The sequence below is a fragment of the Streptomyces sp. NPDC056987 genome, assembly GCF_042673865.1.
In the GTDB taxonomy this organism is placed as follows: domain Bacteria; phylum Actinomycetota; class Actinomycetes; order Streptomycetales; family Streptomycetaceae; genus Streptomyces.
This window is the reverse complement of sequence record NZ_JBHURV010000047.1, coordinates 40,504-64,250: the sequence shown is the minus strand read 5'-3', so window position 1 is coordinate 64,250 and position 23,747 is coordinate 40,504. Positions and strand designations below refer to the sequence as shown.

Below are 23,747 nucleotides of genomic sequence, written 5' to 3'. Positions count from 1 at the left end.
GTGGAGAACACGCGGTGACGCCGTCGAACGGGTCAACGCCGCGCCGGTCCGTCAGGTCGCGGCGCGTCCGGGATCAGGACCGGCCGCCGGGGCCCGCGGCGGTGCGGCGCAGAAGCAGCAGGGCCATGTCGTCCCCGCCCCCGGGCCCACCCACCACGTCGAAGAGCAGGTCGGCCAGGGCGGGCAGCTCCGCAGGTCCCGTCCGTACGGTCCGACGGAGCGCTTCGAGACTCTCGCCGAGGTCGACCCCCGGCCGTTCCACCAGGCCGTCGGTGCACAGGAGCAGGGTCTCGCCCGGGCCGAGCACCGCCTCGGTGACCGGATAGTCGATGGCGCCGTGGCCGGCGAACTCCGCGGAGAGGCCGAGCGGCAGCCCGCCGGCCGTCCCGATCCACTCGCAGCGTCCGTCGGCGTGCCGCAGCAGCGGGTCGAGATGCCCTGCGCGCACGATCCTCAGCGCCCCTCCGGCCAGGTCCACCTCGACGTAGGTGCAGGTCGCGAAGCGCTCGGTGCCCAGTTCGCGTAGGAGCGCCGAGGCGCGGGCCAGCGCGGTCGGCGGCGGGTGGCCCTCGGCGGTGTACGCCCACAGGGCCATCCGCAACTGGCCCATGACGACGGCCGCGTCCGTGTCGTGGCCCTGGACGTCGCCGATGGTCAGCCCCACTCGGTCGCCGGGCAGCGGCAGTACGTCGTACCAGTCCCCGCCGACGCTCCGGCCGAGCCGCGCCGAGCGGTAGCGCACGGCGGTCAGCGCGCCGGGGACCTCCGGGATCCGCCGGGGCAGCATCGCCTGCTGGAGCCCCTCGGCGAGGTCGTGCCGCTGCTCGTACAGCATGGCGCGCTGGAGGCTCTGCGCGATGGAGCTGCCGAGGGCGAGCAGCAGCGTGCGCTCCTCGTCGCTGAAGGCGCCGGGCAGCGGGGAGAGCAGCCCGAGCACCCCGATCGGGGTGGACTGGACGATCAGCGGCAGGTAGGCGCCGGAGACGACGGAGAGCGATTCGACGAAGGGCCAGAGCAGCGGGTAGGAGGTCCTGAACTCCTCACGTGAGCCGATGAAGCGGGGCCGCCGGGTCCGTACCACCTCGCTCATCGGGAACGCCTCGTCGACCCGGGTGTAGCGCAGACGCGGTACGTACGATCCGGCGCGTCCCTCGGCGACCAGCCGGATCCGGCCGCCCTCGACCACGCCCAGCATCACGCTCACCGCGGTGAGGTGACCGAGCGCCTGGGGGTCGCGCAGCACGTCGAGGACGTCCTCGACGCTCTCCGCGCGGGCCAGCAGGGCGGTGGTGCGGGACACCACCCCGGTCAGTCTGCGCCGCGCCTCGGTCAGGTCGCTCCGCGCGGCGGCCTGGGCCAGCTCACGCTCGGCGCTCCGTACGACGCCGATGATCCGGCGGGTCCGGCCCGTGGCGTCGCGGCCGAGATACGCCTGGGCATGGGCCCAGCGCGAGGATCCGCCCCGCGGTCTGACCCGGAAGTACGCGCTGTGCCGGGCCGTGCCGGCCTTGAGGGCACGGGCCACGAGGGCCTTCAGCCGGGCGGCCTCGGCGTGCGGGATCCGGTGCGCGAGGGCCGCCGGATCGCCGTCGTACTCGCCGGGGAGCAGGCCGAACACGGCGAGGGCGGCCGGATCGAGGTGGAGCAGCCCGCTGTCGAGGTCCCAGTCGAAGCTGCCCATGCGGTTGAGGGCCAGGCTCCGATCCGGACGGGCCGGCCAGTCGTCCGGCAGCGGTACGGCAGCCGGAGGTGCGCCCCGATCAGCCATGCAGCCACCATCTCACCGATCGGCCCCGGCCACTCCCCGGAGACATGGCCCCGTCCCGCGGACGTCCGTACCGGCCACTGCGCTGACCAGGTGATGATCCGGGCGGGCGGCACCGAATGGCGGGTTGTCCGTTACCCCGCGTGAGCCGGGGCGTTGAAGTGCGTGACAGCCGCATATCGTGCGGCTGCGTTCGAAACGTTCAAGGAGATACTTGATGTCGCGTATCGCGAAGGCCACCGCTGTTCTCGTCAGCACGGGGGCCGTCCTGGCCGGTGGCGCCGGTATGGCCGTTGCCGACGCCGGTGCCGAGGCGGCGGCCATCGGCTCGCCCGGTGTCCTGTCCGGCAACGTGGTCCAGGTGCCTGTGCACGTCCCGATCAACGTCTGCGGCAACACCATCGACGTGGTCGGTCTGCTCAACCCGGCGTTCGGCAACAAGTGCGCCAACCTGTCGGGCGAGCACAAGCGCGGCGGCCACGAAGACGGCGGCCACAAGGGCGGCGGCCACGAAGACGGCGGCCACGAAGGCGGCGGTCACGAAGGCTGAGCCCGGCACGACAGTGCGCGGTCCCGGGACCCAGGACCGCGCGCCCCTGTGAGGACGGCCCCCCGCGTGCGTACGCGGGGGGCCGTCGCACGTACCGGTCCGGCCGGGTCGGGGCCGGCCGGAGTGATGAGGCAGGCTGTGACCTGCGGCCGGTCGTCGGCCGGGCACCACATTCGAGCACGCGGGAGGCAGCTTGTCCGCCGAGGAACCCGGGCACAGCGGAGCGTCGCGGTCCGGCGACGGCCCGGAGGGGGCGGAGCCGGGCACCGGCCGGGGCAGCCGGCCGGCCCGCCCGGACCGGGGCAGCCGGCTGGCCGGCGCGCTGAAGCGCACGCCGCTCGCGCTGTGGCACGACGACGCCGCGGACCGGGCCGCCGCGCTCACCTACTACGCCGTCCTGGCGATCTTCCCGGCGCTGCTGGTCACCGTCTGCTCCATCGGACTGGCGGGACCCGACGCCAGCGGGAAGCTGGCCAACCAGGTGGCGGCCATCGTGCCCGGGCAGTCCCGGGACCTGGTGCGCAGTTCGCTGGAGGAGATGGCGCGGCAGCGCTCCGCGGCCTGGCTGCTGGCGTCGTTCGGTACGGTCGGCGCGCTCTGGTCGTCCTCCAGCTACCTCGGGGTGTTCCGCCGAGGGCTGCACGCCATGCACGGCGCCGTCGACAGCAGGCCGCCGTGGCGGACCGCGCCGCGGATCGCGCTGACCGCGTGCGGGTTGCTGGCACTGCTGGTGACCAGTGCCATCACCTTGGTCCTCACCGGCGAGGCCGCCGACGCGGTGGGGCGGATGCTGGGGATGGGCTCGACGGTGCGGCTGGTGTGGAGCGCGCTGAAGTGGCCGATGCTGTTGGCGATCGCGGCGGTGCTGGTGCTGATGGTCTTCCGGACCGGCCCGCGCGGGACGCGTACGCTGCGGCGCGCGCTGCCCGGCGGGATCCTCGCGGTGGTCCTCTGGCTGCTGACCTCCGCGGGGTTCGCCGTCTACACGGCGCAGGCGGGCACGTACAACCGGCTCTACGGTTCGCTCGCCGGGATCATCGTCTTCCTGGTCTGGCTGTGGGTCACCAATCTCTCGCTGCTGGCGGGCGCGCAGTTCAACGCCGAGCTGGCGCGCGGGGCGGCGGGGCGCGGCGACGGGACGGCCGGATCGGTGCCGGGGCAAGGGCAGGCCGCGGACGTTCCGGCGGGTGCCCCGGTGGAGGAGCTGCCCGCGGCGGCCGCGCGGCGGACCGGATGACGGATGACCGTACGGCCGGTACGTCCGGCCGTACGGTGTGGCGCACGCGGCAGGGCCGGTGCGGGCTCCGCGCCCGCACCGGCCCTGTCACGTACCCACGCGGTGGTCCTGCTGTCAGCAGCTCAGGTTGGATCCGGGGGTGGTCCCGAGGATCTGGGTGAAGCGCTGGTAGTTGTTGATGCGGCTCTGCACCTGTCCGGGGTTGCCCCCGTTGCACTCGATGCTGCCGTTGATGGAACGGATGGTCTCGCCGAAACCGCGGCCGTTGACCATCGCGTTGTGCGGGGTCATCGTGCCCGGTCCCGTCTGGGTGTTCCAGTACCAGAGGGCCGTCTTCCAGGCCACGGCCGCGTCGTTCTGCACCAGGTTGGGGTTGCGGAGCAGGTCGATGCCGAGCGCGTCGCCCGCCGCCTTGTAGTTGAAGTTCCAGCTCAGCTGGATGGGTCCGCGCCCGTAGTAGGCGGCCTGTCCGGCGGGGCAGCCGTAGGGCTGGTTCGCGTCGCAGTAGTGCGGGTAGTTGGCGGTGTTCTGCTCGACGATGTGGACGAGGCCGCCGGTCTCGTGGCTCACGTTGGCGAGGAAGGCGGCGGCTTCCTGCCGCTTGACCGTGTCGCTGCCGGTGTTCGCGAACCCGGGGTAGGCACTGAGCGCGGCGGTCAGCCCGCTGTAGGTGTAGAAGGGGTTCCGGCTCGGGAACATCTGGTTGAACTGGCTCTCGCTGACCACGAACGAGCCCTGCGACGGCGGATCGGACGGCCCGCCGGTGCAGGTGTAGGGCTCCCAGTACCAGGTGCTGATGACCGGGTCGTAGCCGGGGTTGTCGTGCTCGGCCCGGTACAGCTTGCCGTCGGTGTACCGGACGATGTCACCGGCGACGTACGAGCGTCCCGCGGCCCACGCCGGGTAGTCGCAGCTGGTGCCGGAGCCGCCGCCGGGGCTCGATCCGTCGCAGCCGCCGAGGTCGGCCCAGACGTCGCTGGTGCCGGGGGCCTCGCCCTGGGTCCACCACTTGGCGGACCAGTTGCGGCCGTTGTACGAGGCGGTGGCGCCGCCGGTGTAGACGGCGGACGCCGACCAGCCACTGGCGCAGGCCGCGGCGGAGGCCGACGAGGCCGGCAGGAAGACCACGAGGGCGAGGGCCGCTGCCATCGCCGTCAGGAATGCAAGTGCGCGCTGTCTCAAACGACTCACTCCTTCGCGCGAGCAGCCGTGGGGCGGCGCTCGCCATGGGGGGTGAGACAGAACCAACCGGAATCGCGTGCACCTGTCAAGGTCTAGACCAAGTCGAGAGGTGGTGTGGCGTCACATACCGGCCGTCAAGGGCGTGAACGCGCCAACGTGGAGGCACGGACGACCAGTTCGGGCTGGAGCACGATGCGCCGGTGCCGATGCGCGGCGGCGGCGTCCCCGGTCTCCTCGATGAGCAGATCGGCCGCGTCCGCGCCGAGCTGGACGGCGGGCTGGCGCACCGACGTCAGCGGTACGGCGGCGGCCGCGGCGAACTCGATGTCGTCGTAACCGACGAGCGCGATGTCCTCGGGCACCCGGACGCCCGCGTGGTAGAGGGTCTGGAGCACCCCGAGCGCGAGCAGGTCGTTGGCGCAGAACACCGCGCCGGGGCGGGGATCCATGCCCAGCAGCCGCGCCCCGGCGTCCCGGCCCGCGGCGACGTCGAGGCGCGCGGCTTCCACCTGGCGCAGCGCGCCGGGCGGCAGCCCCGCCTCCTCGAAGGCCCGCAGCGCGCCCTCGCGGCGGTTGCGGCACTGTGCGAGACGCATCGGGCCGCTGACGTACGCGATGTCACGGTGGCCGCCGCGCAGCAGATGGCGTACGGCCAGGGCGCCGCCGCTCACATCGTCCACGGAGACCGAACAGCCGTCTGCGCTGGGCACGATGCGGTCGACGAGGACGAACGGGATGCGGTGGCGGCGGAAGGCGTCGAGGTTCCGGCCGCTCAGGTCGGCCGGAGTGACGAGGACGCCCCGTACCTGCTGCTCGGAGAAGAGCGTCAGATACGTGGCCTCCTCGGCCGGGGACTCCGCGCTGTTGCAGAGCATCACGCCGAGCCCCGCCGCGCGCGCGGAGCGCTCCGCCCCGGTGGCCACGTCCACGAAGAACGGGTTGGCCATGTCGAGGACGAGCACGGCCAGGATGCGGCTGCGGCCCGCGCGCAGCTGGCGCGCGGACTCGCTGCGCACGTAACCGAGCCGTTCGATGGCGGACAGGACGCGCCGGCGGGTCTCCTCGGTGACGGACTCCGGGCGGTTGATCACGTTCGAGACGGTGCCCACGGAGACACCGGCCGCGCCGGCCACGTCCTTGATCCCCACCGGACGGCCCATCAGACGGAGACTTCCACGAGCTCCAGGCCGGACAGGCCGGAGAGCGCGCGCAGTTCCGGCAGGAGGGCGCCGGTGGCCAGGGCCCAGTGGTGTCCGACGCCGCTGGCGCTCCACGCGTCGGTCCACTCGCCGGGGTCGCAGCCGAAGTCGACGCGCGAGGTGGTGTTGCCGATCTCCAGGTGCGGTCCGTCGACCACCTCGCCCTCGGCGGCGATCAGCCGGTACCGGCCGTCGCGGCTCTGGCCGATGCCGACCAGGGTGACGGGGCCGTGCCGTACGTCGAACTCGACGGAGACGCCCCAGCCGCGCTTGCCGTGGTAGACGCCGAGGCCGCGCAGCAGGGGCCGGCGCGCGCTGATGGCGAGGTGGCCGGGGCCGTCGTGGCCCATCTCGACCACCCCGGCGTCGAAGTCGAGGGCCTGGAGCTCGGTGAAGGAGCCGCCCGCGCCGAGCCGGTCCGTGACCAGCATGGCCAGGGACGTCCGCAGCTCGTACTCGCCGCAGGCCGGGATCCCGCGCGCGGTCAGCAGCGAGGAGCCGAGGATCATGCCCGCGCCGAGCCGCTCGTGGATCTCGCCGGCCAGGCCGCGGTGGTAGTACGCGAGGGAGTCCAGGTCGAAGTCGGCGACGAGGCGATCGAGTCCGACGGAGACCCGGGCCGCCCAGCGCAGGTCCTCCTCGACCACGGAGTCGGCGAGTTCGAAGACCTCCCGGGTCTCGTCCAGTTTCGCGGTCAGCTCGTCGTCGCCGACCTGTTCGACGCGTACCCGGAGGTCGTCGAACTCGACGACCTCGACATGGCCGCCGAGCTGTCCCGGCACCATGGTGAGGTCCGTCGAGACGTCGTACATCCCCGGGTAGAGGTGGCCCATCAGGCCGTGCCGGCCGCCGCGCAGCACGGCGTGGACGCCCGCGGCGCGGATCCAGCGGCCGATGCGCAGCCAGGCGCGCTCGTCCTCCAGATGGCCGGAGACGGAGCGGAAGGGCACGCCGACCCGCTCGAAGGCGTTGGCCATCTCGGGCAGCGGGCACGCGCCGCAGTAGGCCAGCCACTTCCCGGTGTCGAAGGAGGCGTGGTCCATGGCCGGGGAGGGCTGGAGATTGATCAGCAGGACGGGCGCGCCGCTGCGTTGGGCGACCGGGACGAGCATCGTGGCCGTCATGTAGGTGGTGAGGAAGCCGACGATCAGATCGCAGTCTGCGGCGCGCAGTTTCGCGGCGGCCTCGGCTCCTTCCTGGGCGTCGGAGATGAAGCCGACGTCGACGACCTCGGCGTCGAACTCCCTCATGCGGTCGGCGACCCGGGCGGCCGACCGCCGGAGCTGCGGGAGGAGGTCGGGGAACTGGGGCCAGTAGGCGCCCAGTCCTCCGGCGACCAGTCCGATCCTCGGCTTGCGGGCTACGGCGGGCGTACGTGCGGGCGTACCTGCGGTCATGGCGTTACCTCTGGGCCTCTCAGGACGGGACGGTGCGTCAGGACGGCAGCCGGAAGTCGATGACACGGATCGCCGAAGGGGTGGTGCCGCTCGACTTCTGCTGGTACATGAACGACAGGACACCGTCCTGGGCAATGCGCGTCTCGTCGACGACGACCTCACCGAAGGCCTTCAGACCCGCACCGTCGAACAGGGTCTTCCAGTCGGTGTACCCCGACGCCTTGGAGGCGGCGACGATCCGGCCGTACGGCATGACGGCGTAGGCGTTGTCGTACCGGTCGAGGACGAGGCGGGTGCGCTGCGTGGAGCCGGGCGCGACCGGTATCTCGGTCTTCTTCCAGGTGCCCGCCGCGTTCTTGAAGAGGTGGAAGGCGCGGCCGTTCGCGGTGCGGTCGGCCACGTAATTGGTCGTGCACTGGCCGAAGCGGCCGGGGACGTAGCTGATGATCGCGTGCGGCAGCCCGGCCGAGTCGGTGGCCTGGCTCTCCTGATTCATCAGCGAGTGGTCGGGGTTGAGGGGGTCGACGACCGTGCCGGCGTCGCCGACGGTCACCTGGTCGGCGCCGCCGGTGGTGCCGACCACGGCACCCGCCGCGGTGCGCCAGGTGCGGCCGCGGTCGGAGCTGTAGACGTAGCCCGTGTCGTGGTTGGTGAGGCCGCCGCCGTTGCACATGACGGCGCTGTTCTGCTCGCGCCAGGTGAAGAAGGCGTGCAGTCGGCCGTCGGCGCCGTAGTCGATGCCGTGGAGGTACATGTTGCGGGCGGTGCTGGTGCCGTGCTCGCTGCTGTACGTGCCGGTGGAGCCGGCCCATTCGCCGAGTGCGGTCCACTTCGAGCCGTCGTACTCGGCGAGCGCGTTGCGGCCGTTGCCGGAGACGCCGACGCGGTAGCTGAGCTGGAGGCGGCCCTCGGGGGTGGCGACGAACTGCGGATAGGTGAACTGGGAGGTGAGGGGGAGGCCGTCGAGACTGGTCTGCACGGCCCCGAACTGGCCGCTGTTCCAGGCGCGTCCGGCGGGGTCGTCCATGAGTCCGGCGGCCGACTTGACGTAGAAGAAGCCGTCGCTGTGCGAGTCCATGTTGAGGTGCAGCCGGCCGTCGGCGCGCGAGAGCCCCATGGAGATGACGTTGTGGGAGTCGTCGACGGTGAGCCGGTGGGGCAGCCGTACGGTCTGCCAGGAGGCGGCGCCCAGGGCCCGGCGGCCGACGACGGCGGTGCGGTCGGCCGTGTACCAGGCGGCGTACTGGAAGCCCTGGTAGGTCAGCAGGCCGTTCTTCTGGAAGGAGTTGTTGTTGACCAGGCCGTCGTAGGAGACGAAGTAGATGGCCTGGCTGTCGAGCTGGGTGTCGGCGACCCGGGTGACCGCCGGCGCGGGATCCGCCGCGGCGGCGGAAGCGGGGAGTGCGGCGGTGGCGAGAAGTGCGAGGGCGGGCAGCACGGCGGTCAGGGGCCTCATGCGCGGATCTCTCCTTCGTCCTGCGGGTCGTGAGCGGGGGCTGGTCCGGAGCTGGACGGGACCCCGGGCGGGTGGCCGGGGACGGCGGGCCCCGCCCGGGGAGCGGACTCTAGGCGAGGTGGAAGACCTCGGTGAGCGGTCGCATGGCCTCGTCCGGCTTGGCGCCGTCCAGCGCCTCGAAGAAGTCGGCCATCTCGTTCTGCCAGCAGGTGTTGACGTCGGTGGCGGCCATGGCGGCCTGGGCCGCCGCGAAGTCCTCGGTCTCCAGGTAGCCGACGAGCAGGCCGTCCTCGCGCAGGAAGAGCGAGTAGTTGTGCCAGCCGCACGCGGACAGCGCCCCGAGCATGTCCGGCCAGACGGCGGCGTGCCGTTCGCGGTACTCGTCGATGCGGTCCTGGCGGACCTTCAGCAGGAAGCAGACGCGCTGCACGGAAGTCACCGTTCCGATCAGAAGTCGAACTTGTCGATGTTCTTCTTGTCGAAGACGGTCGGCTCGCCGAGGATGACCTCTCCGTCCTTGCCGATCGTGTACTCGCCGAGCTTGCCCGCCGTGAACTTCTCGCCCTCGGCGCCGGTGATCTGCCCGGAGGCGAGGGAGGCCGCGGCGTACGAGCCGAGGTAGCCCAGCTCCTCCGGGTTCCACAGGGAGAACTGCTCGACGGTGCCGTCCTTGACGTACTTGCGCATCTGGTTCGGCGTGCCCAGCCCGTTGAGGACGACCTTCCCCTTGTACGAGGAGTCGCTGAGGTAGCGGGCGGCGGCGGCTATGCCGACGGTGGTGGGCGAGATGATGCCCTTGAGGTCGGGGTAGGCCGAGAGGAGACCCTGGGTCTGCTGGAAGGACTTCTGGTCGGCGTCGTCCCCGTACGCGACCTTCACGAGCTGCATGTCCTTGTACTTGGGCAGCTTCAGCTCGTCCTTCATGAACTCGATCCAGGTGTTCTGGTTCGTGGCGTTCTGGGTGGCCGAGAGAATCGCGATCTTGCCCTGGAAGCCGATCTGTTCGCCCAGGTGCTGGACGAGGCTGCGGCCGATCTCCTCGGAGCTGGCCTGGTTGATGAAGAGCTGGCGGCAGTCCTTGGCGGTGTCGGAGTCGTACGCGACGACCTTGATGTCCTTCTTCATGGCCTGCTTGAGCGGCCCGCACACGGCGTTCGGGTCGTTGGCCGCGATCAGGATGGCGTCCTGGCGCTGCTGGATGAGGGTGTTGATGTACGAGACCTGGGAGGAGGCGTTGGCGTCGGAGGGTCCGACCTCCTTGCCGGTGGCGCCGTACTCCCCCGCCGCCGCGATGCCCGCCTCGTCGACGATCTTCTCGTAGGGGTTGTTGATCTGCTTGGGGAGGAACGCGAGCTTGAGGCCCTTCTTCAGGGGCGCGTCCGGGTCGGCCTTGGCCGCGGCGCCGGAGGCGGTCGCGGTGTCCTTCTCCGCGCTGTCCTTGGTCGTGCCGGAGCAGGCCGTCAGCGCGACGGCGAGGGCACAGGCGGTGGCGGCGGTGGCTGCGCGGCGTCGGGCAGCGGTACGGATCAGCATGGCGGGCGGACCTTTCGGGAGGCTCGGCAGGCGGAGGAGTCGGGCGGGCAGGGGGCTCGGGGCGCCCGGCAGGGACGGGCGGGCAGAGGCGGGCGGACCGGGGCTCAGGACTCGGGGGCGGTGGTGCCGGGGGCGCCGAGGGCGCGCCGGTGTCTGCGTTCCGCGGCGGCGGCGATGACCCGGGGGGTGAGTACGGAGGCGACGAGCAGCAGCCCGGTCACGATGACCTGCACCTCGTTGGGCACGTCGTTCAGCGTGAGCAGGTTCTTCAGGACCCCGATGAGCAGCACTCCGGCGACCGCGCCGAAGAGCGTGCCCTTGCCGCCGTCGAAGTCGACGCCGCCCAGCAGTACGGAGGCGATGACGAGCATCTCGAAGCCGAGACCGTTGTCGGCGCGGGCGCTGCCGTACCGCAGGGTGAAGACGACACCGGCGAAGGCGGAGACCGCGCCGGTGAGCACGAAGAGGATCAGTTTGAAGCGCTTGACCCGGATGCCGGCGAAGTAGGCGGCCTCCTCCTGGGCCCCGATCGCGAACAGTGACCGGCCGAAGGTGGTGGCGTGCAGGACCACGGCGGTGACCACGGCCGCCGCGATGAAGAGCACCACGGGATAGGTGAGGAAGGTGCCGGGGACCGTGGTGGTGTCCACGGCCCAGTCGGCGTACACCCGGGGGAAGTCGGTGACGGCGTCGCTGCCCAGCGCGACCGAGGCGAGGCCGCGGTAGAGGGCGAGCGTGCCGATGGTGACGGCGAGCGAGGGCAGCCCCACGCGGGTGACGAGCCAGCCGTTGAGGAGCCCGCCGGCGATTCCGACGAGCAGCACCACGGGGACGATCGTCTCGAAGGCCCAGCCCGCGTTCCACAGGGCGCCGGTCAGCGCGCTGCCGAGGCCGAGCATGGAGGCGACGGAGAGGTCGACCTGCCCGGCCACCACCAGCAGGGTCATGGGCAGCGCGATGAGGGCGACCTCGGCGATGTCGTTGAAGGCGAAGGCCAGGTTCTCGCCGGAGGCGAACCCGTCGGTGGTGCCGAGGCCGACGACGAAGACCGCGACCAGCAGGGCGCCGACCGCCGTGTCCCAGCGCAGTCCCACGGCGCGGACCCGCTCCGCCGCGGTCGGGGGGCGCCGCTCCGGCGTCTTCGCCGGGGGCCGCGGCGCTGTCCGTGTGTCAGGCGCCATTCCCATGTCGGGCGCTCCTCTTCCTCAGTGCTGCGGTCATGCGCAGGGAGACGATCCGGTCGACGCTGATGGCCGCGAGGAGCAGCGCGCCGGTGATGGCGCCCTGCCAGAACGCGTCGACCTTCAGGACGATCAGCGCGCTGCCGATGGTGGTGAGGAGCAGCGCGCCGAGCGCGGCGCCCCAGACCGTGCCGGTGCCGCCGGTGATGGCGACGCCGCCGACGACGACGGCGCTGACGACGGTGAGTTCCCAGCCGTGGGCGTTGTCCGCGACGACGGTGCCGAAGCGGGCGAGCCACAGGGCGCCGGCGAACCCGGCGACGGCACCGGAGAAGGCGTACGCGCCGAGGATCCGGCGGCGGATCGGGACCCCGGCGAGCCGGGCGGCCTCGGGGTTGGAGCCGATCGCGTACAGCTCGCGTCCCGAGCGGTAGCCGCGCAGGTAGTACGCGGTGCCGGCGAGCACGGCGACGGCGATCAGCGGGAGGTAGGGGACGCCGAGGACACTGCCGCTGCCCAGGCCGAGGACCGGGTCGGGGACGTCGTTCGCGCTGATCTGGTCGCCCTGCGCCCACCAGTAGTCGAGCCCCTGGATGATGTAGAGCATGCCCAGGGTGACCACGAGCGCGGGGACCCGGCCGAAGCTGACGAGGGCTCCGCTGACCAGTCCGCAGGCCACGCCGAGGGCGATGCCCAGCAGCAGGACGGTGAGGACGCCGTGGTCGGTGCCGGCGACGAACTTGCCGCAGGCGAAGGCGGAGAGCCCGACGACCGAGCCGACCGACAGGTCGATGTTGCGGGTCACGACGACGACGGACTGGCCGACGGCAAGCAGGACCAGGATGGAGGCGTTGAGCAGGAGGTCCTTGACGCCCTGGTCGTCGAGGAAGCGCGGGTTGGAGATCCAGGTGCCGAGGATGAGCAGGACCAGCGCCCCGGCGATGCTGATCTCCCTGGCCCGGAACACGGTGTCCACGAGGGAGCGGGCGGAGGCAGCGTCCCCGGTGTCCCTGGTGTCCTTGGAGGGCCGGTCCGTCAGGATGGTCATGCCGCCGCCTTCTCGTTCAGGCCGGTCGCCGCCGCCATCACCGTCTCCTCGTTCGCCTCGGCCCTGGGTATCTCCGCGGTGAGCCGCCCCTCGTGCATGACGAGCACCCGGTCGGCCATGCCCAGCACCTCGGGCAGGTCGGAGGAGATCATCAGGACGGCGAGTCCGTCGGCGGCGAGGGCGGAGAGCAGCCGGTGCACCTCCGCCTTGGTGCCGACGTCGATGCCCCGGGTGGGTTCGTCCACGATGAGCACGGCGGGTTCGGTCGCCAGCCATTTGGCGAGGACGACCTTCTGCTGGTTGCCGCCGGAGAGCACCCCGACGGGGTCGGCGAGTCGGTTGTACTTGAGCTGGAGGCGTACGGCCCAGTCCGCGGCCCGGCCGTGCTCCAGGACCCGGCGGACCAGGCCGCCGCGGCCGAGCCGGTCGAGCCCCGTGAGGCCGATGTTCCGCTCGATGGACAGGTCCATCACGAGGCCGTTCAGCCGGCGGTCCTCGGGGACCAGGGCGAGCCCGGCGGCCATGGCGGCGGTCGGCGATCCGGCGGGCAGCGTCCGCCCGGCGACCTCGACCTCGCCCGCGTCGGCCCGGTCCACTCCGAAGACGGCCTGGGCCACCTCGCTGCGGCCCGCGCCCACCAGCCCGGCCAGGGCGACGATCTCGCCCCGCCGCACCTCGAAGGAGATGTCCCGGAAGACGCCCTCCCGGGTCAGTCTCCGTACCGACAGCGCGGTCCCGCCGACGGCCGCCCGCTGCTTGGGGTAGAGCTCCCCCAGCTCACGGCCGACCATGGAGCGGACGAGGTCGTCCTCGGTGAGCCCGGCCAGCGGACGCGAGGAGATCCAGCGGCCGTCGCGCAGGACCGTGACGCGCTGGCAGAGGGCGAAGATCTCCTCCAGGCGGTGCGAGATGAACAGGACGGCGGCGCCCTCCGCGCGCAGGGTCCGTACGACGGAGAAGAGCCGGGCGGTCTCGCCGCCGGTCAGCGCCGCGGTCGGCTCGTCCATGATCAGGACCCGTGCGTCGAAGGAGAGCGCCTTGGCTATCTCGACGATCTGCTGGTCGGCGATGGAGAGCCCGCGGGCGGGCCGGTCGGGGTCGAGTTCCACACCGAGCCGCTTCATCAGGGCGGCGGTGGTCTCCCGTACGGCCCGGTGGTCGATCCGGCCGAGGCTCCGGCGCGGCTGGCGGCCCATGAAGATGTTCTCGGCGATCGACAGGTCGGGGAAGAGCGTGGGCTCCTGGTAGATGACGGCGATGCCCGCGTCCCTGGCGTCGGCGGGGCCGTGGAAGACGACGGGCGCGCCGTCGAGGAGGATCTCGCCGGCATCCGGCCTGTGCACCCCGGCGAGCGTCTTGATCAGCGTGGACTTGCCGGCGCCGTTCTCCCCGGCGAGGGCGTGCGCCTCCCCGGGCAGGAGGTGCAGGGAGACGTCCCGCAGGGCGCGTACGGCACCGAAGGACTTGCTCACGCCCCTCAGGGCCAGGACGGGAGCGGGGTCCGGTGCGGCATCCGGGGCCGGGGCCGGTACGGGATCCGTATCGGGGTCCGTGACGGGCTCGTTCATAGGGACTCCTCAGCGAGGGGGACGCGTTGTGCCACCCGTCCTGAAAGGTTTCAATGAGGTTGCACGGAAGCTAAACGGCGTTGGTCCGCACAGTCAATGGGGTGTGCTCGACATTTTGGGGACGGGCCGAAGGGGGCATGCTCCAAAGCGTTCAAAGGTGACGCGCGGAGGGTTGACACCAGTCGGGGACTCCCATAGCTTCACCGCGATGAAACGATTCACAAAGGATCGTGACACTGACTCGCCACGCGAGTCCGCACCACGGGAGCGCTGAGAGATGACGGGTCGATCCGCCGTGTCCGCAGTGAAGGCGGCGCTGAAGTCGCAGGCAGTCGAGACGCCGTCGTGGGCGTTCGGGAACTCCGGCACACGGTTCAAGGTCTTCACGCAGCAGGGTGTGCCGCGCACGCCGCGGGAGAAGCTCGCGGACGCCGCGCGGGTGCACGCCCACACGGGGGTCGCGCCGTCGGTGGCGCTGCACATCCCCTGGGACCGCGTGGACGACTACGGGGCGCTCGCCGCCCACGCGCGCGAACTGGGGCTGCGTATCGGGGCGATCAACTCGAACGTGTTCCAGGACGACGACTACAAGCTCGGCTCGGTCACCCATCCCGACGCCGCCGTGCGCCGCAAGGCGCTGGGGCATCTGCTGGAGTGCGTGGACGTCATGGACGCCACCGGATCGCGCGATCTGAAGCTGTGGTTCTCCGACGGCATCAACTACCCCGGCCAGGACGACATCTCCGCCCGGCAGGGGCGGCTCGCCGAGGCGCTGTCCGCGGTGTACGAGCGGCTCGGCGAGGGCCAGCGGATGCTGCTGGAGTACAAGCTGTTCGAGCCCGCCTTCTACGCCACGGACGTACCGGACTGGGGCACCGCGTACGCGCACTGCCTCAAGCTGGGTGAGAAGGCCCAGGTCGTGGTGGACACCGGGCACCACGCGCCGGGCACCAACATCGAGTTCATCGTGGCGCTGCTGCTGCGTGAGAAGAAGCTCGGCGGCTTCGACTTCAACTCCCGCTTCTACGCGGACGACGACCTGATGGCCGGTGCCGCGGACCCCTTCCAGCTCTTCCGGATCATGTACGAGGTGATCAGGGGCGGCGGGTACACGGCGGACACCGCGTTCATGCTGGACCAGTGCCACAACATCGAGGAGAAGATCCCCGCGATCATCCGCTCGGTGATGAACGTCCAGGAGGCCACGGCCAAGGCGCTGCTGGTGGACGCGGACGCGCTGGACGCGGCCCAGCGCTCGGGCGATGTGCTGGCGGCCAACGCGGCGCTCATGGACGCCTTCAACACGGACGTACGCCCGCTGGTGGCCGAGGCACGCGCCGAACTGGGCGCGGACGCCGACCCCGTGGCCGCGTACCACGCCTCCGGCTACGGCAAGAAGATCATCGCCGAGCGGGTCGGCGGCACCCAGGCGGGCTGGGGCGCCTGAGGCGGGCGGCGGAGCGGCGCCGTACTCCGCGGAGCAGCTCCGTCCGCCTGCCCTGCGCTCGTCCGCGCCTTCTCCGCCCTTCCCGTTCTCTCCTTCTCCGCTTCTCCCGCTTCTCCCGCTTCTCCCCCGAAGTCCGCACATCACAGAGGGACATGATGACCGACCAGCCCCGCATCCACCCGGCGGCAGCCGAACTGCTGGAGCGTTCGCACCGGCTCGGCGCCGATCCGCGCAACACCAACTACGCCGGCGGCAACACCTCCGCCAAGGGATCCACCACCGATCCCGTGACCGGCGACGCCGTCGAGCTGATGTGGGTCAAGGGGTCGGGCGGAGACCTCGGCACCCTCACCGCCGGTGGTCTCGCCGCGCTGCGTGTGGACCGGCTGCGCGCGCTGACCGGGGTCTATCCGGGGGTGGAGCGCGAGGACGAGATGGTCGCCGCGTTCGACTACTGTCTGCACGGCAAGGGCGGGGCGGCGCCCTCCATCGACACCGCGATGCACGGGCTGGTGGACGCGGCCCATGTGGACCACCTGCACCCCGACTCGGGGATCGCGCTGGCCTGCGCGGCCGACGGCGAGAAGCTGACGGCGGAGTGTTTCGGCGACACCGTGGTCTGGGTGCCGTGGCGGCGTCCCGGCTTCCAGCTCGGCCTGGACATCGCCGCGGTCAAGAAGGCCAACCCGGCGGCGATCGGCTGTGTGCTCGGCGGGCACGGCATCACCGCGTGGGGCGACAGCTCCGAGGAGTGCGAACGCAATTCGCTGCACATCATCCGGACCGCCGAGACGTTCCTGGCGGAGCGTGGCGCGCCCGAGCCGTTCGGCCCCGTACGGGAGGGGTACGAGCCGCTGCCCGAGGCCGAGCGGCGCGCGAAGGCGGCCGCTCTCGCCCCGCTGATCCGAGGGCTCGCCTCCACCGACCGGCCCCAGGTCGGCCACTTCACGGACACGGAGCCGGTCCTCGACTTCCTGGCGCGCGAGGAGCATCCGCGGCTGGCCGCGCTGGGCACCTCCTGCCCGGACCACTTCCTGCGCACCAAGGTCCGCCCACTGGTCCTCGACCTGCCCGCCGGGGCGCCGCTGGAGAAGGTACGGGAGCGGCTGGCCGCGCTGCACACCGCGTACCGGGCGGAGTACCGGGCGTACTACGAGCGGCACGCCACGCCGGACTCGCCGGCGATGCGCGGCGCCGATCCGGCGATCGTGCTGGTGCCCGGCGTCGGGATGTTCTCGTTCGGCAAGGACAAGCAGACCGCCCGGGTCGCCGGTGAGTTCTACGTGAACGCCGTCAACGTGATGCGCGGCGCCGAGGCCGTCTCCACGTACGCGCCCATCGAGGAGTCCGAGAAGTTCCGTATCGAGTACTGGGAGCTGGAGGAGGCCAAGCTGCGCCGGATGCCGGCCCCGAAGGCACTGGCCACCCGGGTCGCGCTGGTGACGGGGGCGGGCTCGGGGATCGGCCGGGCCGTCGCGCACCGGCTGGCCGCCGAGGGCGCGTGTGTCGTGGTCGCGGATCTCAACGCCGAGGGCGCGGCCAGTGTCGCGGAGGAACTCGGCGGCACGGACCGGGCCGTCGCGGTGACCGTCGACGTGACGGACGAGGAGCAGATCCGGGCGGCGTTCGACGCGGCGGCGCTCGCCTTCGGCGGGGTGGACCTGGTCGTCAACAACGCGGGCATCTCGATCTCCAAGCCGCTGCTGGAGACGACGGCCAGGGACTGGGACCTCCAGCACGACATCATGGCCCGCGGCTCGTTCCTCGTCTCGCGGGAGGCGGCCCGGGTCATGACCGACCAGGGGTTCGGCGGGGACATCGTCTACATCGCGTCGAAGAACGCGGTGTTCGCGGGCCCGAACAACATCGCGTACTCGGCGACCAAGGCCGACCAGGCCCACCAGGTCCGGCTGCTCGCCGCCGAACTGGGCGGGGCCGGGATCCGGGTCAACGGGGTCAATCCGGACGGGGTGGTCCGCGGCTCCGGGATCTTCGCGGGCGGCTGGGGCGCGGAGCGCGCGGCCGTGTACGGGGTGGAGGAGGAGAAGCTGGGCGAGTTCTACGCGCAGCGGACCATCCTCAAGCGGGAGGTGCTGCCGGACCATGTGGCGGCGGCGGTCTTCGTCCTGACGGGCGGCGAACTGAGCCACACCACCGGTCTGCACATCCCGGTGGACGCGGGTGTCGCGGCGGCGTTCCTGCGGTAGGGCGTGTGGACGGGGTTCCCTGTTCGCCCCCCACGGCAGAGCATGCCGGTAGGGGCGTCCGGAAACCACGCGGGCCCGGGGCCTGTCCCTGACGGCAGCCCCGGGCCCGCGCTTCCCGCTCGGCGGTGCGCGCTTCCCGCTCCCGACCCCGTTCTCCCGCTTCCCCGCTCGCCCGTTCTCCCCGTCCTCCGGCCGCCCACTCCCCCGCTCCCCCGCTGGCCCGTCCTCCGTCCGCCCGCTCCCGCCGTTCCGTCATGTCCTTCCGCTCGCCGGTCTCCTTCGTCTTCGTTCGCCGGGGCCGGCCGTGTCATTCCTGAGGTCCGCCGTGTCACCCACCGAACCGCTTCCCTTCGCCGCCGTCGACCTCGGTGCCTCCAGTGGCCGTGTCATGGTCGGCCATGTCTCCGGCCGGGGCGCCGGCGCCCTGCGTCTTGAGGAGGTCCACCGGTTTCCCAACCGTCCGGTGCGGACCTCCGGCACCCTGCACTGGGACATCCTGTCCCTGTACGCCGGAGTGCTGGACGGCCTCAGGGCCGCGGGGACGGCGGCGGGGCGGGCGCCCGCGAGCGTCGGCATCGACACCTGGGCCGTCGACTACGGGCTGCTCGACGCGTCCGGCACGCTGCTCGGCAACCCCGTGCACTACCGGGACTCCCGTACCGAGGGCGAGGCCGGGAAGGTCGCCGCGGTGCTGCCGCCCGCCGAGCTGTACGGGGCGACGGGCCTGCAGTACCTGCCGTTCAACACCCTGTACCAGCTCACCGCGGCGCGGGGCAGTACGGCGCTGGCCGCCGCGGAACGGCTGCTGCTCATCCCCGACCTCATCGCCTACTGGCTCACCGGCGAGGCCGGTACGGAGCTGACCAACGCCTCCACGACACAGCTCATCGATCCCCGGACACGGGACTGGGCCCGGTCCGTCGCCGAGCCGCTCGGGATCGACCTCGCCCTGTTCCCCGCCCTGCGGACGCCGGGCACGCCGGCCGGGACGCTGCTGCCCGAGGTGCTGGCCGAGACCGGGCTGAGCGGTCCGGTGCCGGTGACGGCCGTCGGCTCGCACGACACGGCGTCGGCCGTCGCGGCGGTGCCCGCCTCCGGCGACCGGTTCGCGTACGTCGCCACCGGCACCTGGTCGCTGGCCGGTCTGGAGCTGGACGCCCCCGTGCTGACGGAGGAGAGCCGACGGGCCAACTTCACCAATGAGCTGGGCGTGGACGGCACCGTCCGTTATCTGCGCAACATCATGGGGCTCTGGCTGCTCCAGGAGTGTCTGCGCGCGTGGGAGGCCGAGGGCACCCCCCAGCGGCTGGACCGGCTGCTGTCCGAGGCGGCCGAGGTGCCGGGGCTGCGGTCGTTCGTCGACGCGGACGACCCGGCGTTCCTGGCGCCCGGGGAGATGCCCCGGCGGATCGCGGACGCCTGCCGCCGCATCGGCGTACCGGAGCCCGAGGGCCCCGCCGGGACGGCCCGGTGTGTGCTGGACTCGCTGGCGCTGGCACACCGGCGCGCGATCGAGGACGCGCAGCGGCTGTCCGGCCGCTCCGTGGACACGGTGCACATCGTGGGCGGCGGGGCACACAACACACTGCTGTGCCGGCTCACCGCGGACGCCTGCGGGCTGCCCGTCGTCGCGGGCCCCGCGGAGGCCGCCGCGCTCGGCAACGTACTGGTCCAGGCGCGCGCGGCGGGCGCCGTCGACGGCGGTCTCCCCGATCTGCGCGCGCTGCTGCGCGCGACGCTGGAGCCGCGCCGTTACGAACCGTCCGCCGACCGGGCCGGCCGGGCGGCGTGGGACCGGGCCGCCGCGCTGATCACGGACGCGGGGGCACGGCGCTGACGTCGAGGCCCCACGCACGTCACGGGCTCGCGGTCTGCTCCGGCTGCACGGACCTCCGGCCTTCCGGCTTCACGGATCGCGCCGCCACGGAGCGGCGCGTTGGGCGATTCGGGTGTACGCGGCACGTAGCCGGGCTCCTGTCCCCCGATATGATGGTTCACCCGGTCAGGGGTACCAACGAGATGTGACAGAACGGGCAGGACGCGTGGCGCAGACGGTCGGCATCAAGGACGTGGCCCGGCTGGCCGGTGTCTCGGTCGGCACCGTCTCGAATGTGCTCAACCGTCCCGAAAAGGTGTCCGAACCCACCCGTGTGCGGGTGCGGGCGGTCATAGACCAGCTCGGCTTCGTCCGCAGCGAGACGGCCCGGCAGCTCCGGGTGGGGACCAGCCGGATCCTGGCGATCCTCGTGCTCGACATGGCGAACCCGTTCTTCGTGGCCATCGCCAAGGGCGCCGAGCGCGCGGCACGCGAGACCGGCCTCGGGGTGATGCTCTGCAACAGCGCGGGCAGCACGGCCGAGGAGGCGGAGTACCTGTCGCTCTTCGCCGAGCAGCGGGTGCGCGGGGTGCTGCTCACCCCGGCGGACGCGACGGGCCACAACGTACGGGAGTTCGCGCGCCGGGACATTCCGTTCGTCCATGTCGACCGGGCGGTACCCGCCTCCGAGGGGTGTTCCGTCTCGGTGGACGACGTGGCGGGCGGCGCGCTCGCCGTGGGGCATCTGCTGGCCGCCGGCCACCGGTCCGTGACGTACATCAGCGGCCCCATGTCACTCCCCCAGTGCCGGGACCGGCGAACCGGCGCCCTGGCGGCCCTGCGTGAGGCCGGGCTGCCGGAAGAGGCGCTGCGCCATGTGGAGTCGGCGCGGCTGGACGTCGCCTCGGGCATCGACGCGGGGGCGCGGCTGCTGGGGCTCGCCGAGCGCCCGACGGCCGTGTTCTGCGCCAACGACCTGCTCGCGCTGGGCGTCCTCCAGGCCATGTACGGGGCCGGGGTGGACGTCCCCGGCGACGTGTCGATCGTCGGCTATGACGACATCGAGTTCGCCGCGGCGGCGGTCGTCCCGCTGACGTCGGTACGGCAGCCCGCGGACGCGATGGGGCGGGCGGCGGCGGAGATGCTGATGGACGAGACGGGGCCGGACGCGCAGCACCATACGCACCGCTCGGTCGTGCTCCAGCCCGAACTGGTGGTACGCAGCTCCACCCGCCGCCTGGAGAACGGGAAGCAGCCGGGCGGCGGGGAGTAGCCGCGGTCGCGGGAGGCCGCCGGCCCGCGAGGGGGGATCGGCGGCTCGTTCCTCCCGGACGCCGCCCCGGAGCAGGGCCGTGCTCACGCACCGGGGCGCCGTCCGTGCCGGTGCTCCACGCGTACCGACAGGCGGTGGCACGGCAGGCGTCCGCACGCGCGGGTCAAGGGTGACGCGACGCCGGACGCGTGGACCTGACCGGGGCCGCGTAGCAGTGGACGGTGACCGTCTGCTCCTGGCTCCAGCGCTGCTCGGCGATGTCCAACAGGGTCCAGCCCAGGTGTTCGTAGAAGGCCACCGAGCCCGTGTCGGCGGCCACGACGTCCAGGACGGGGTGCAGTCCGCGCGCGCCGGCTTCCCGTAACGCCTGCGACATCAGGAGTGCTCCGATGCCGTGGCCGCGGGCGTCCGGGGAGACGAACAGACGGGTCACCACGGCGACTTCGCCGAGGGACGCGCCGGTGCGTTCGCCCCACAGCACGGGCGCCGCGTCGCCCTCGACCGGCGGGGAGAGCGCGAGATGGCCGACGATCCGACCGTCGAGTTCGGCCACCCAGGCGGCGAGTTGCTCGGGTGGCGCCAGCCAATCGGCGGGCAGCGCGGGCCAGTTCACCGGGTAGCCGTCGACCTTGTGCACCTCGGCGAGCACACTCACGCATTCGTCGAGGTCACCCACGTCGCGTCGCCGGACATCACACATCGGGATGTCATCGGCCGCTGGCATAGTCTGTCGGTTCACCCGGACCATGGAACCACAGCCCGCCGCCGGAGCGCTCCGCGGCCACCCGACCGGACGGTGAACGCGCAGGGTCGCCACGCCCAATCCCCTGCGTACACCGCATGCTTGGTTCAAGAATGCGTCAACAATGCCCCCGTGAAAAGCAATGGCCAAGGCTGTCACGGTTAGTCTCCGCCGGTGATATTGACCAAGCACCTCCAGAGACCGTCGACCACTTCCCACACACCACGCCGTACCGTGCTGCGCGCGGCTCTCGCGGGGAGCGCCGCCACCGCGGGTGTGGCCCTCACCGCACCCTCCGCCGTCGGCGCGCCGGCCGCCCGCCCCACGCGCCCACGACCCACCACCGCCGACGAGGCGCTGGCCGAACTCGCCGCGGGGAACCGGCGCTGGCGGTCCTTCCGGCAGCAGCACCCGGACGAGACGCAAGCCGTGCGCACCGAACTCGTGTCGGGCCAGCACCCCTTCGCCCTCATCCTCGGGTGCATAGACTCCCGGGTCCCGCCCGAGCTGGTCTTCGACCAGGGCCTCGGCGACCTGATGACCGTACGCTCGGCCGGCGAGGTGCTGGACGAGGCCGTTCTCGGCAGCATCAGCTACGGCGTGCTCGAACTGGGCATCCCGCTGGTCCTGGTCCTCGGGCACCAGTCCTGCGGCGCCGTCGCCGCGGCGGTCGAGGCGGAGGAGACGGGCGAGGAACTCCCTGCCCACATCCAGTACCTGGCCGACCAGATCCGCCCCGCGATCGACCACACGCAGCACGGCACCGCGCGCGTGGATGCCACCGTGACCTCGAACGTGGAGATGGTCCGCGCCCGTCTCGCCGCCGAGCCCGACCTCGCGGCCAAGGTCGCCGAGGGCAAGCTGGCCGTCATCGGCGCCCGGTACGAACTGAACACCCAGCTCGTCCGCCGCACCGGCTGATCCGGCCCGCGCGGAACCGGCATCCGCCGCCCGCCCCGCCCCCGCCGGGGAAGGGCGGCGCCCGGAACTCCTTTCTCCCGCACGCCTTTCGCGTGCCCTCTTCTGCGACTTCTCCCGGCCTTCGGCTCTCTTCATACGCACCTCCCTCTTGATGTGAACCCGACACCTGTGCCATATATGTCTAGACCATTACCCCCGGGGTGAAGGACACGGCCATGACCAGGTTCCGCGCCGTCGCCACGCTCGGCCTCGTGACCACGGCCCTCCTCGCGACGACCGCGTGCGGCGCGGACGACGAACGGGCGACGGCGCCCGCGGCCCCCGCCGGCGTCACCGTCCAGGCCGGCAGCGCCACGTCCGCCCATGTCATGTGGCGTCCGGCCCCTTCGGGGAACGACGTCACCGGGTACGACGTCTACCGGGGCGGCACGAAGGTCAAGGACGTGCCCGCTGGCACGAACATGACCGATGTCACCGGGCTCGCCCCGTCGAGCCGCCACACCTTCACCGTCCGCGCCAGGGGCGCCGACGGCACCGTCTCGCCGCACAGCGCGACCGTGTCCGTCGACACGCCCGCGGCCGTCGCCGAGGACCGGGATCCGCCCGCCCGCCCCGACGGGGTGCGGGGCGGGAGCGACGGCGCCCGCGCGGCCCGGATCGCCTGGGACCCGGCCCCGGACGGGCAGGGCGTCGTCTCGTACGACATCCACCAGGGCGGCTCCAGGATCCACAGCGTCGGCGCCGACGCGACCTCGGCGAGGATCACCCGGCTGCGGCCGGGCACCCACTACCGCTTCACCGTGGTCGCCCGGGACGCGGCGGACAACACCTCGCCCGCCAGCCGCACCGTCGAGATCACCACGCCGCACGGCCCGGGGGACGATCCCGACACCGCGCCGACCGGCCTGCGGGCCACGACGCGGGCCGCCGACGGCGGGTACTACATCGACCTGTCCTGGGTCGCGCCGCGGACCGGCGGCGACGTGCCCGAGTACCAGATCCATCTGAACGGGAAGTTCGCGACGACCCTGGTCTGGGGCGCCGAGGCTCCCCGGGGCCGGGCGACCTACAGCGTCTACGCGGGCAGGACGGCGGGCGAGACCTTCCGGGTGAGACTCCGCGCGAAGCTGCCCGACGGAAACTGGGGCGCCTTTTCCCCGGAACGCGCTGTCGTCACGGCCGCGGCCGACCGGCCCGCCACGGACCGTCACACCCGTTCGTGAGC

18 protein-coding genes and 1 pseudogene are annotated in these 23,747 nt (G+C 72.3%); 8 read left to right on the top strand and 11 right to left on the bottom strand.

Annotation, left to right across the window (positions count from 1 at the left end; translation table 11 throughout):
• Positions 1-79: 79 nt before the first annotated feature.
• Positions 80-1,768, bottom strand: a pseudogene (locus ACFTZC_RS36290) (SpoIIE family protein phosphatase); the annotation flags it as partial.
• A gap of 214 nt (positions 1,769-1,982) precedes the next feature.
• Here ACFTZC_RS36290 and ACFTZC_RS36285 point away from each other — a divergent pair.
• Both ACFTZC_RS36285 and ACFTZC_RS36280 read left to right on the top strand, forming a co-directional pair.
• Positions 1,983-2,315: a chaplin gene (locus tag ACFTZC_RS36285; RefSeq protein WP_382897419.1), complete on the top strand. Its 333-nt coding sequence runs from the start codon at positions 1,983-1,985 to the stop codon at positions 2,313-2,315.
• Between the two features lie 193 nt (positions 2,316-2,508).
• Positions 2,509-3,552 carry a YihY/virulence factor BrkB family protein gene (locus ACFTZC_RS36280; protein ID WP_382897416.1) on the top strand — a complete coding sequence of 348 codons (1,044 nt, stop codon included), beginning with the start codon at positions 2,509-2,511 and terminating at the stop codon, positions 3,550-3,552.
• 114 nt (positions 3,553-3,666) lie between these two features.
• Here ACFTZC_RS36280 and ACFTZC_RS36275 read toward each other — a convergent pair whose 3' ends face one another.
• From ACFTZC_RS36275 to ACFTZC_RS36235, 9 genes are all read right to left on the bottom strand, one after another.
• Positions 3,667-4,734 (bottom strand): glycoside hydrolase family 19 protein, encoded by a 1,068-nt coding sequence (locus ACFTZC_RS36275; RefSeq protein ID WP_382897414.1) that lies wholly within the window; start codon positions 4,732-4,734, stop codon positions 3,667-3,669.
• A gap of 134 nt (positions 4,735-4,868) precedes the next feature.
• Positions 4,869-5,894, bottom strand: coding sequence for a LacI family DNA-binding transcriptional regulator (locus ACFTZC_RS36270; protein WP_382897411.1), 1,026 nt, complete (start codon positions 5,892-5,894; stop codon positions 4,869-4,871).
• The gene (locus ACFTZC_RS36265; RefSeq protein ID WP_382897408.1) at positions 5,894-7,330 is read right to left on the bottom strand and encodes an arabinose isomerase; all 1,437 of its coding nucleotides are present in this window, start codon (positions 7,328-7,330) and stop codon (positions 5,894-5,896) included. The genes ACFTZC_RS36270 and ACFTZC_RS36265 overlap by 1 nt, the downstream gene beginning before the upstream one ends.
• A 37-nt stretch (positions 7,331-7,367) precedes the next feature.
• Positions 7,368-8,786, bottom strand: a complete 1,419-nt coding sequence (locus tag ACFTZC_RS36260) for a BNR repeat-containing protein (RefSeq protein WP_382897405.1) — start codon at positions 8,784-8,786, stop codon at positions 7,368-7,370.
• 109 nt (positions 8,787-8,895) lie between these two features.
• A complete protein-coding gene (locus tag ACFTZC_RS36255; RefSeq protein WP_382897450.1) occupies positions 8,896-9,216 on the bottom strand; it encodes an L-rhamnose mutarotase in 321 nt (106 codons plus the stop codon).
• A gap of 17 nt (positions 9,217-9,233) precedes the next feature.
• Entirely contained in the window at positions 9,234-10,319 is a 1,086-nt protein-coding gene (gene rhaS, locus ACFTZC_RS36250; RefSeq protein ID WP_382897403.1) for a rhamnose ABC transporter substrate-binding protein, read from the bottom strand.
• Between the two features lie 104 nt (positions 10,320-10,423).
• Positions 10,424-11,506, bottom strand: coding sequence for an ABC transporter permease (locus tag ACFTZC_RS36245; protein WP_382897400.1), 1,083 nt, complete (start codon positions 11,504-11,506; stop codon positions 10,424-10,426).
• Positions 11,490-12,548, bottom strand: coding sequence for an ABC transporter permease (locus ACFTZC_RS36240; RefSeq protein ID WP_382897399.1), 1,059 nt, complete (start codon positions 12,546-12,548; stop codon positions 11,490-11,492). Before ACFTZC_RS36240 ends, ACFTZC_RS36245 begins: the two co-directional genes overlap by 17 nt.
• Positions 12,545-14,116, bottom strand: coding sequence for a sugar ABC transporter ATP-binding protein (locus ACFTZC_RS36235; RefSeq protein WP_382897396.1), 1,572 nt, complete (start codon positions 14,114-14,116; stop codon positions 12,545-12,547). The genes ACFTZC_RS36240 and ACFTZC_RS36235 overlap by 4 nt, the downstream gene beginning before the upstream one ends.
• A 277-nt stretch (positions 14,117-14,393) precedes the next feature.
• On the opposite strand from ACFTZC_RS36235, the gene rhaI reads away from it, so the two are divergent.
• The 4 genes from rhaI to ACFTZC_RS36215 all read left to right on the top strand — a co-directional run bounded on the left by rhaI (position 14,394) and on the right by ACFTZC_RS36215 (position 20,859).
• Positions 14,394-15,563: an L-rhamnose isomerase gene (gene rhaI / locus ACFTZC_RS36230; protein ID WP_382897393.1), complete on the top strand. Its 1,170-nt coding sequence runs from the start codon at positions 14,394-14,396 to the stop codon at positions 15,561-15,563.
• A gap of 155 nt (positions 15,564-15,718) precedes the next feature.
• Positions 15,719-17,770 carry a bifunctional aldolase/short-chain dehydrogenase gene (locus ACFTZC_RS36225; RefSeq protein WP_382897391.1) on the top strand — a complete coding sequence of 684 codons (2,052 nt, stop codon included), beginning with the start codon at positions 15,719-15,721 and terminating at the stop codon, positions 17,768-17,770.
• Between the two features lie 325 nt (positions 17,771-18,095).
• Entirely contained in the window at positions 18,096-19,607 is a 1,512-nt protein-coding gene (locus ACFTZC_RS36220; protein ID WP_382897389.1) for a rhamnulokinase family protein, read from the top strand.
• Between the two features lie 205 nt (positions 19,608-19,812).
• Positions 19,813-20,859 carry a LacI family DNA-binding transcriptional regulator gene (locus ACFTZC_RS36215; protein WP_382897448.1) on the top strand — a complete coding sequence of 349 codons (1,047 nt, stop codon included), beginning with the start codon at positions 19,813-19,815 and terminating at the stop codon, positions 20,857-20,859.
• Between the two features lie 163 nt (positions 20,860-21,022).
• On the opposite strand, the gene ACFTZC_RS36210 is transcribed toward ACFTZC_RS36215, so the two are convergent.
• Positions 21,023-21,583: a GNAT family N-acetyltransferase gene (locus tag ACFTZC_RS36210; RefSeq protein ID WP_365819894.1), complete on the bottom strand. Its 561-nt coding sequence runs from the start codon at positions 21,581-21,583 to the stop codon at positions 21,023-21,025.
• A 192-nt stretch (positions 21,584-21,775) separates the two neighbouring features.
• Here ACFTZC_RS36210 and ACFTZC_RS36205 point away from each other — a divergent pair, with 192 nt between their 5' ends.
• Together ACFTZC_RS36205 and ACFTZC_RS36200 are read left to right on the top strand one after the other, a co-directional pair.
• A complete protein-coding gene (locus tag ACFTZC_RS36205; protein WP_382897386.1) occupies positions 21,776-22,522 on the top strand; it encodes a carbonic anhydrase in 747 nt (248 codons plus the stop codon).
• 215 nt (positions 22,523-22,737) lie between these two features.
• A complete protein-coding gene (locus ACFTZC_RS36200; protein WP_382897384.1) occupies positions 22,738-23,745 on the top strand; it encodes a fibronectin type III domain-containing protein in 1,008 nt (335 codons plus the stop codon).
• The last annotated feature ends 2 nt before the right edge of the window (positions 23,746-23,747 follow it).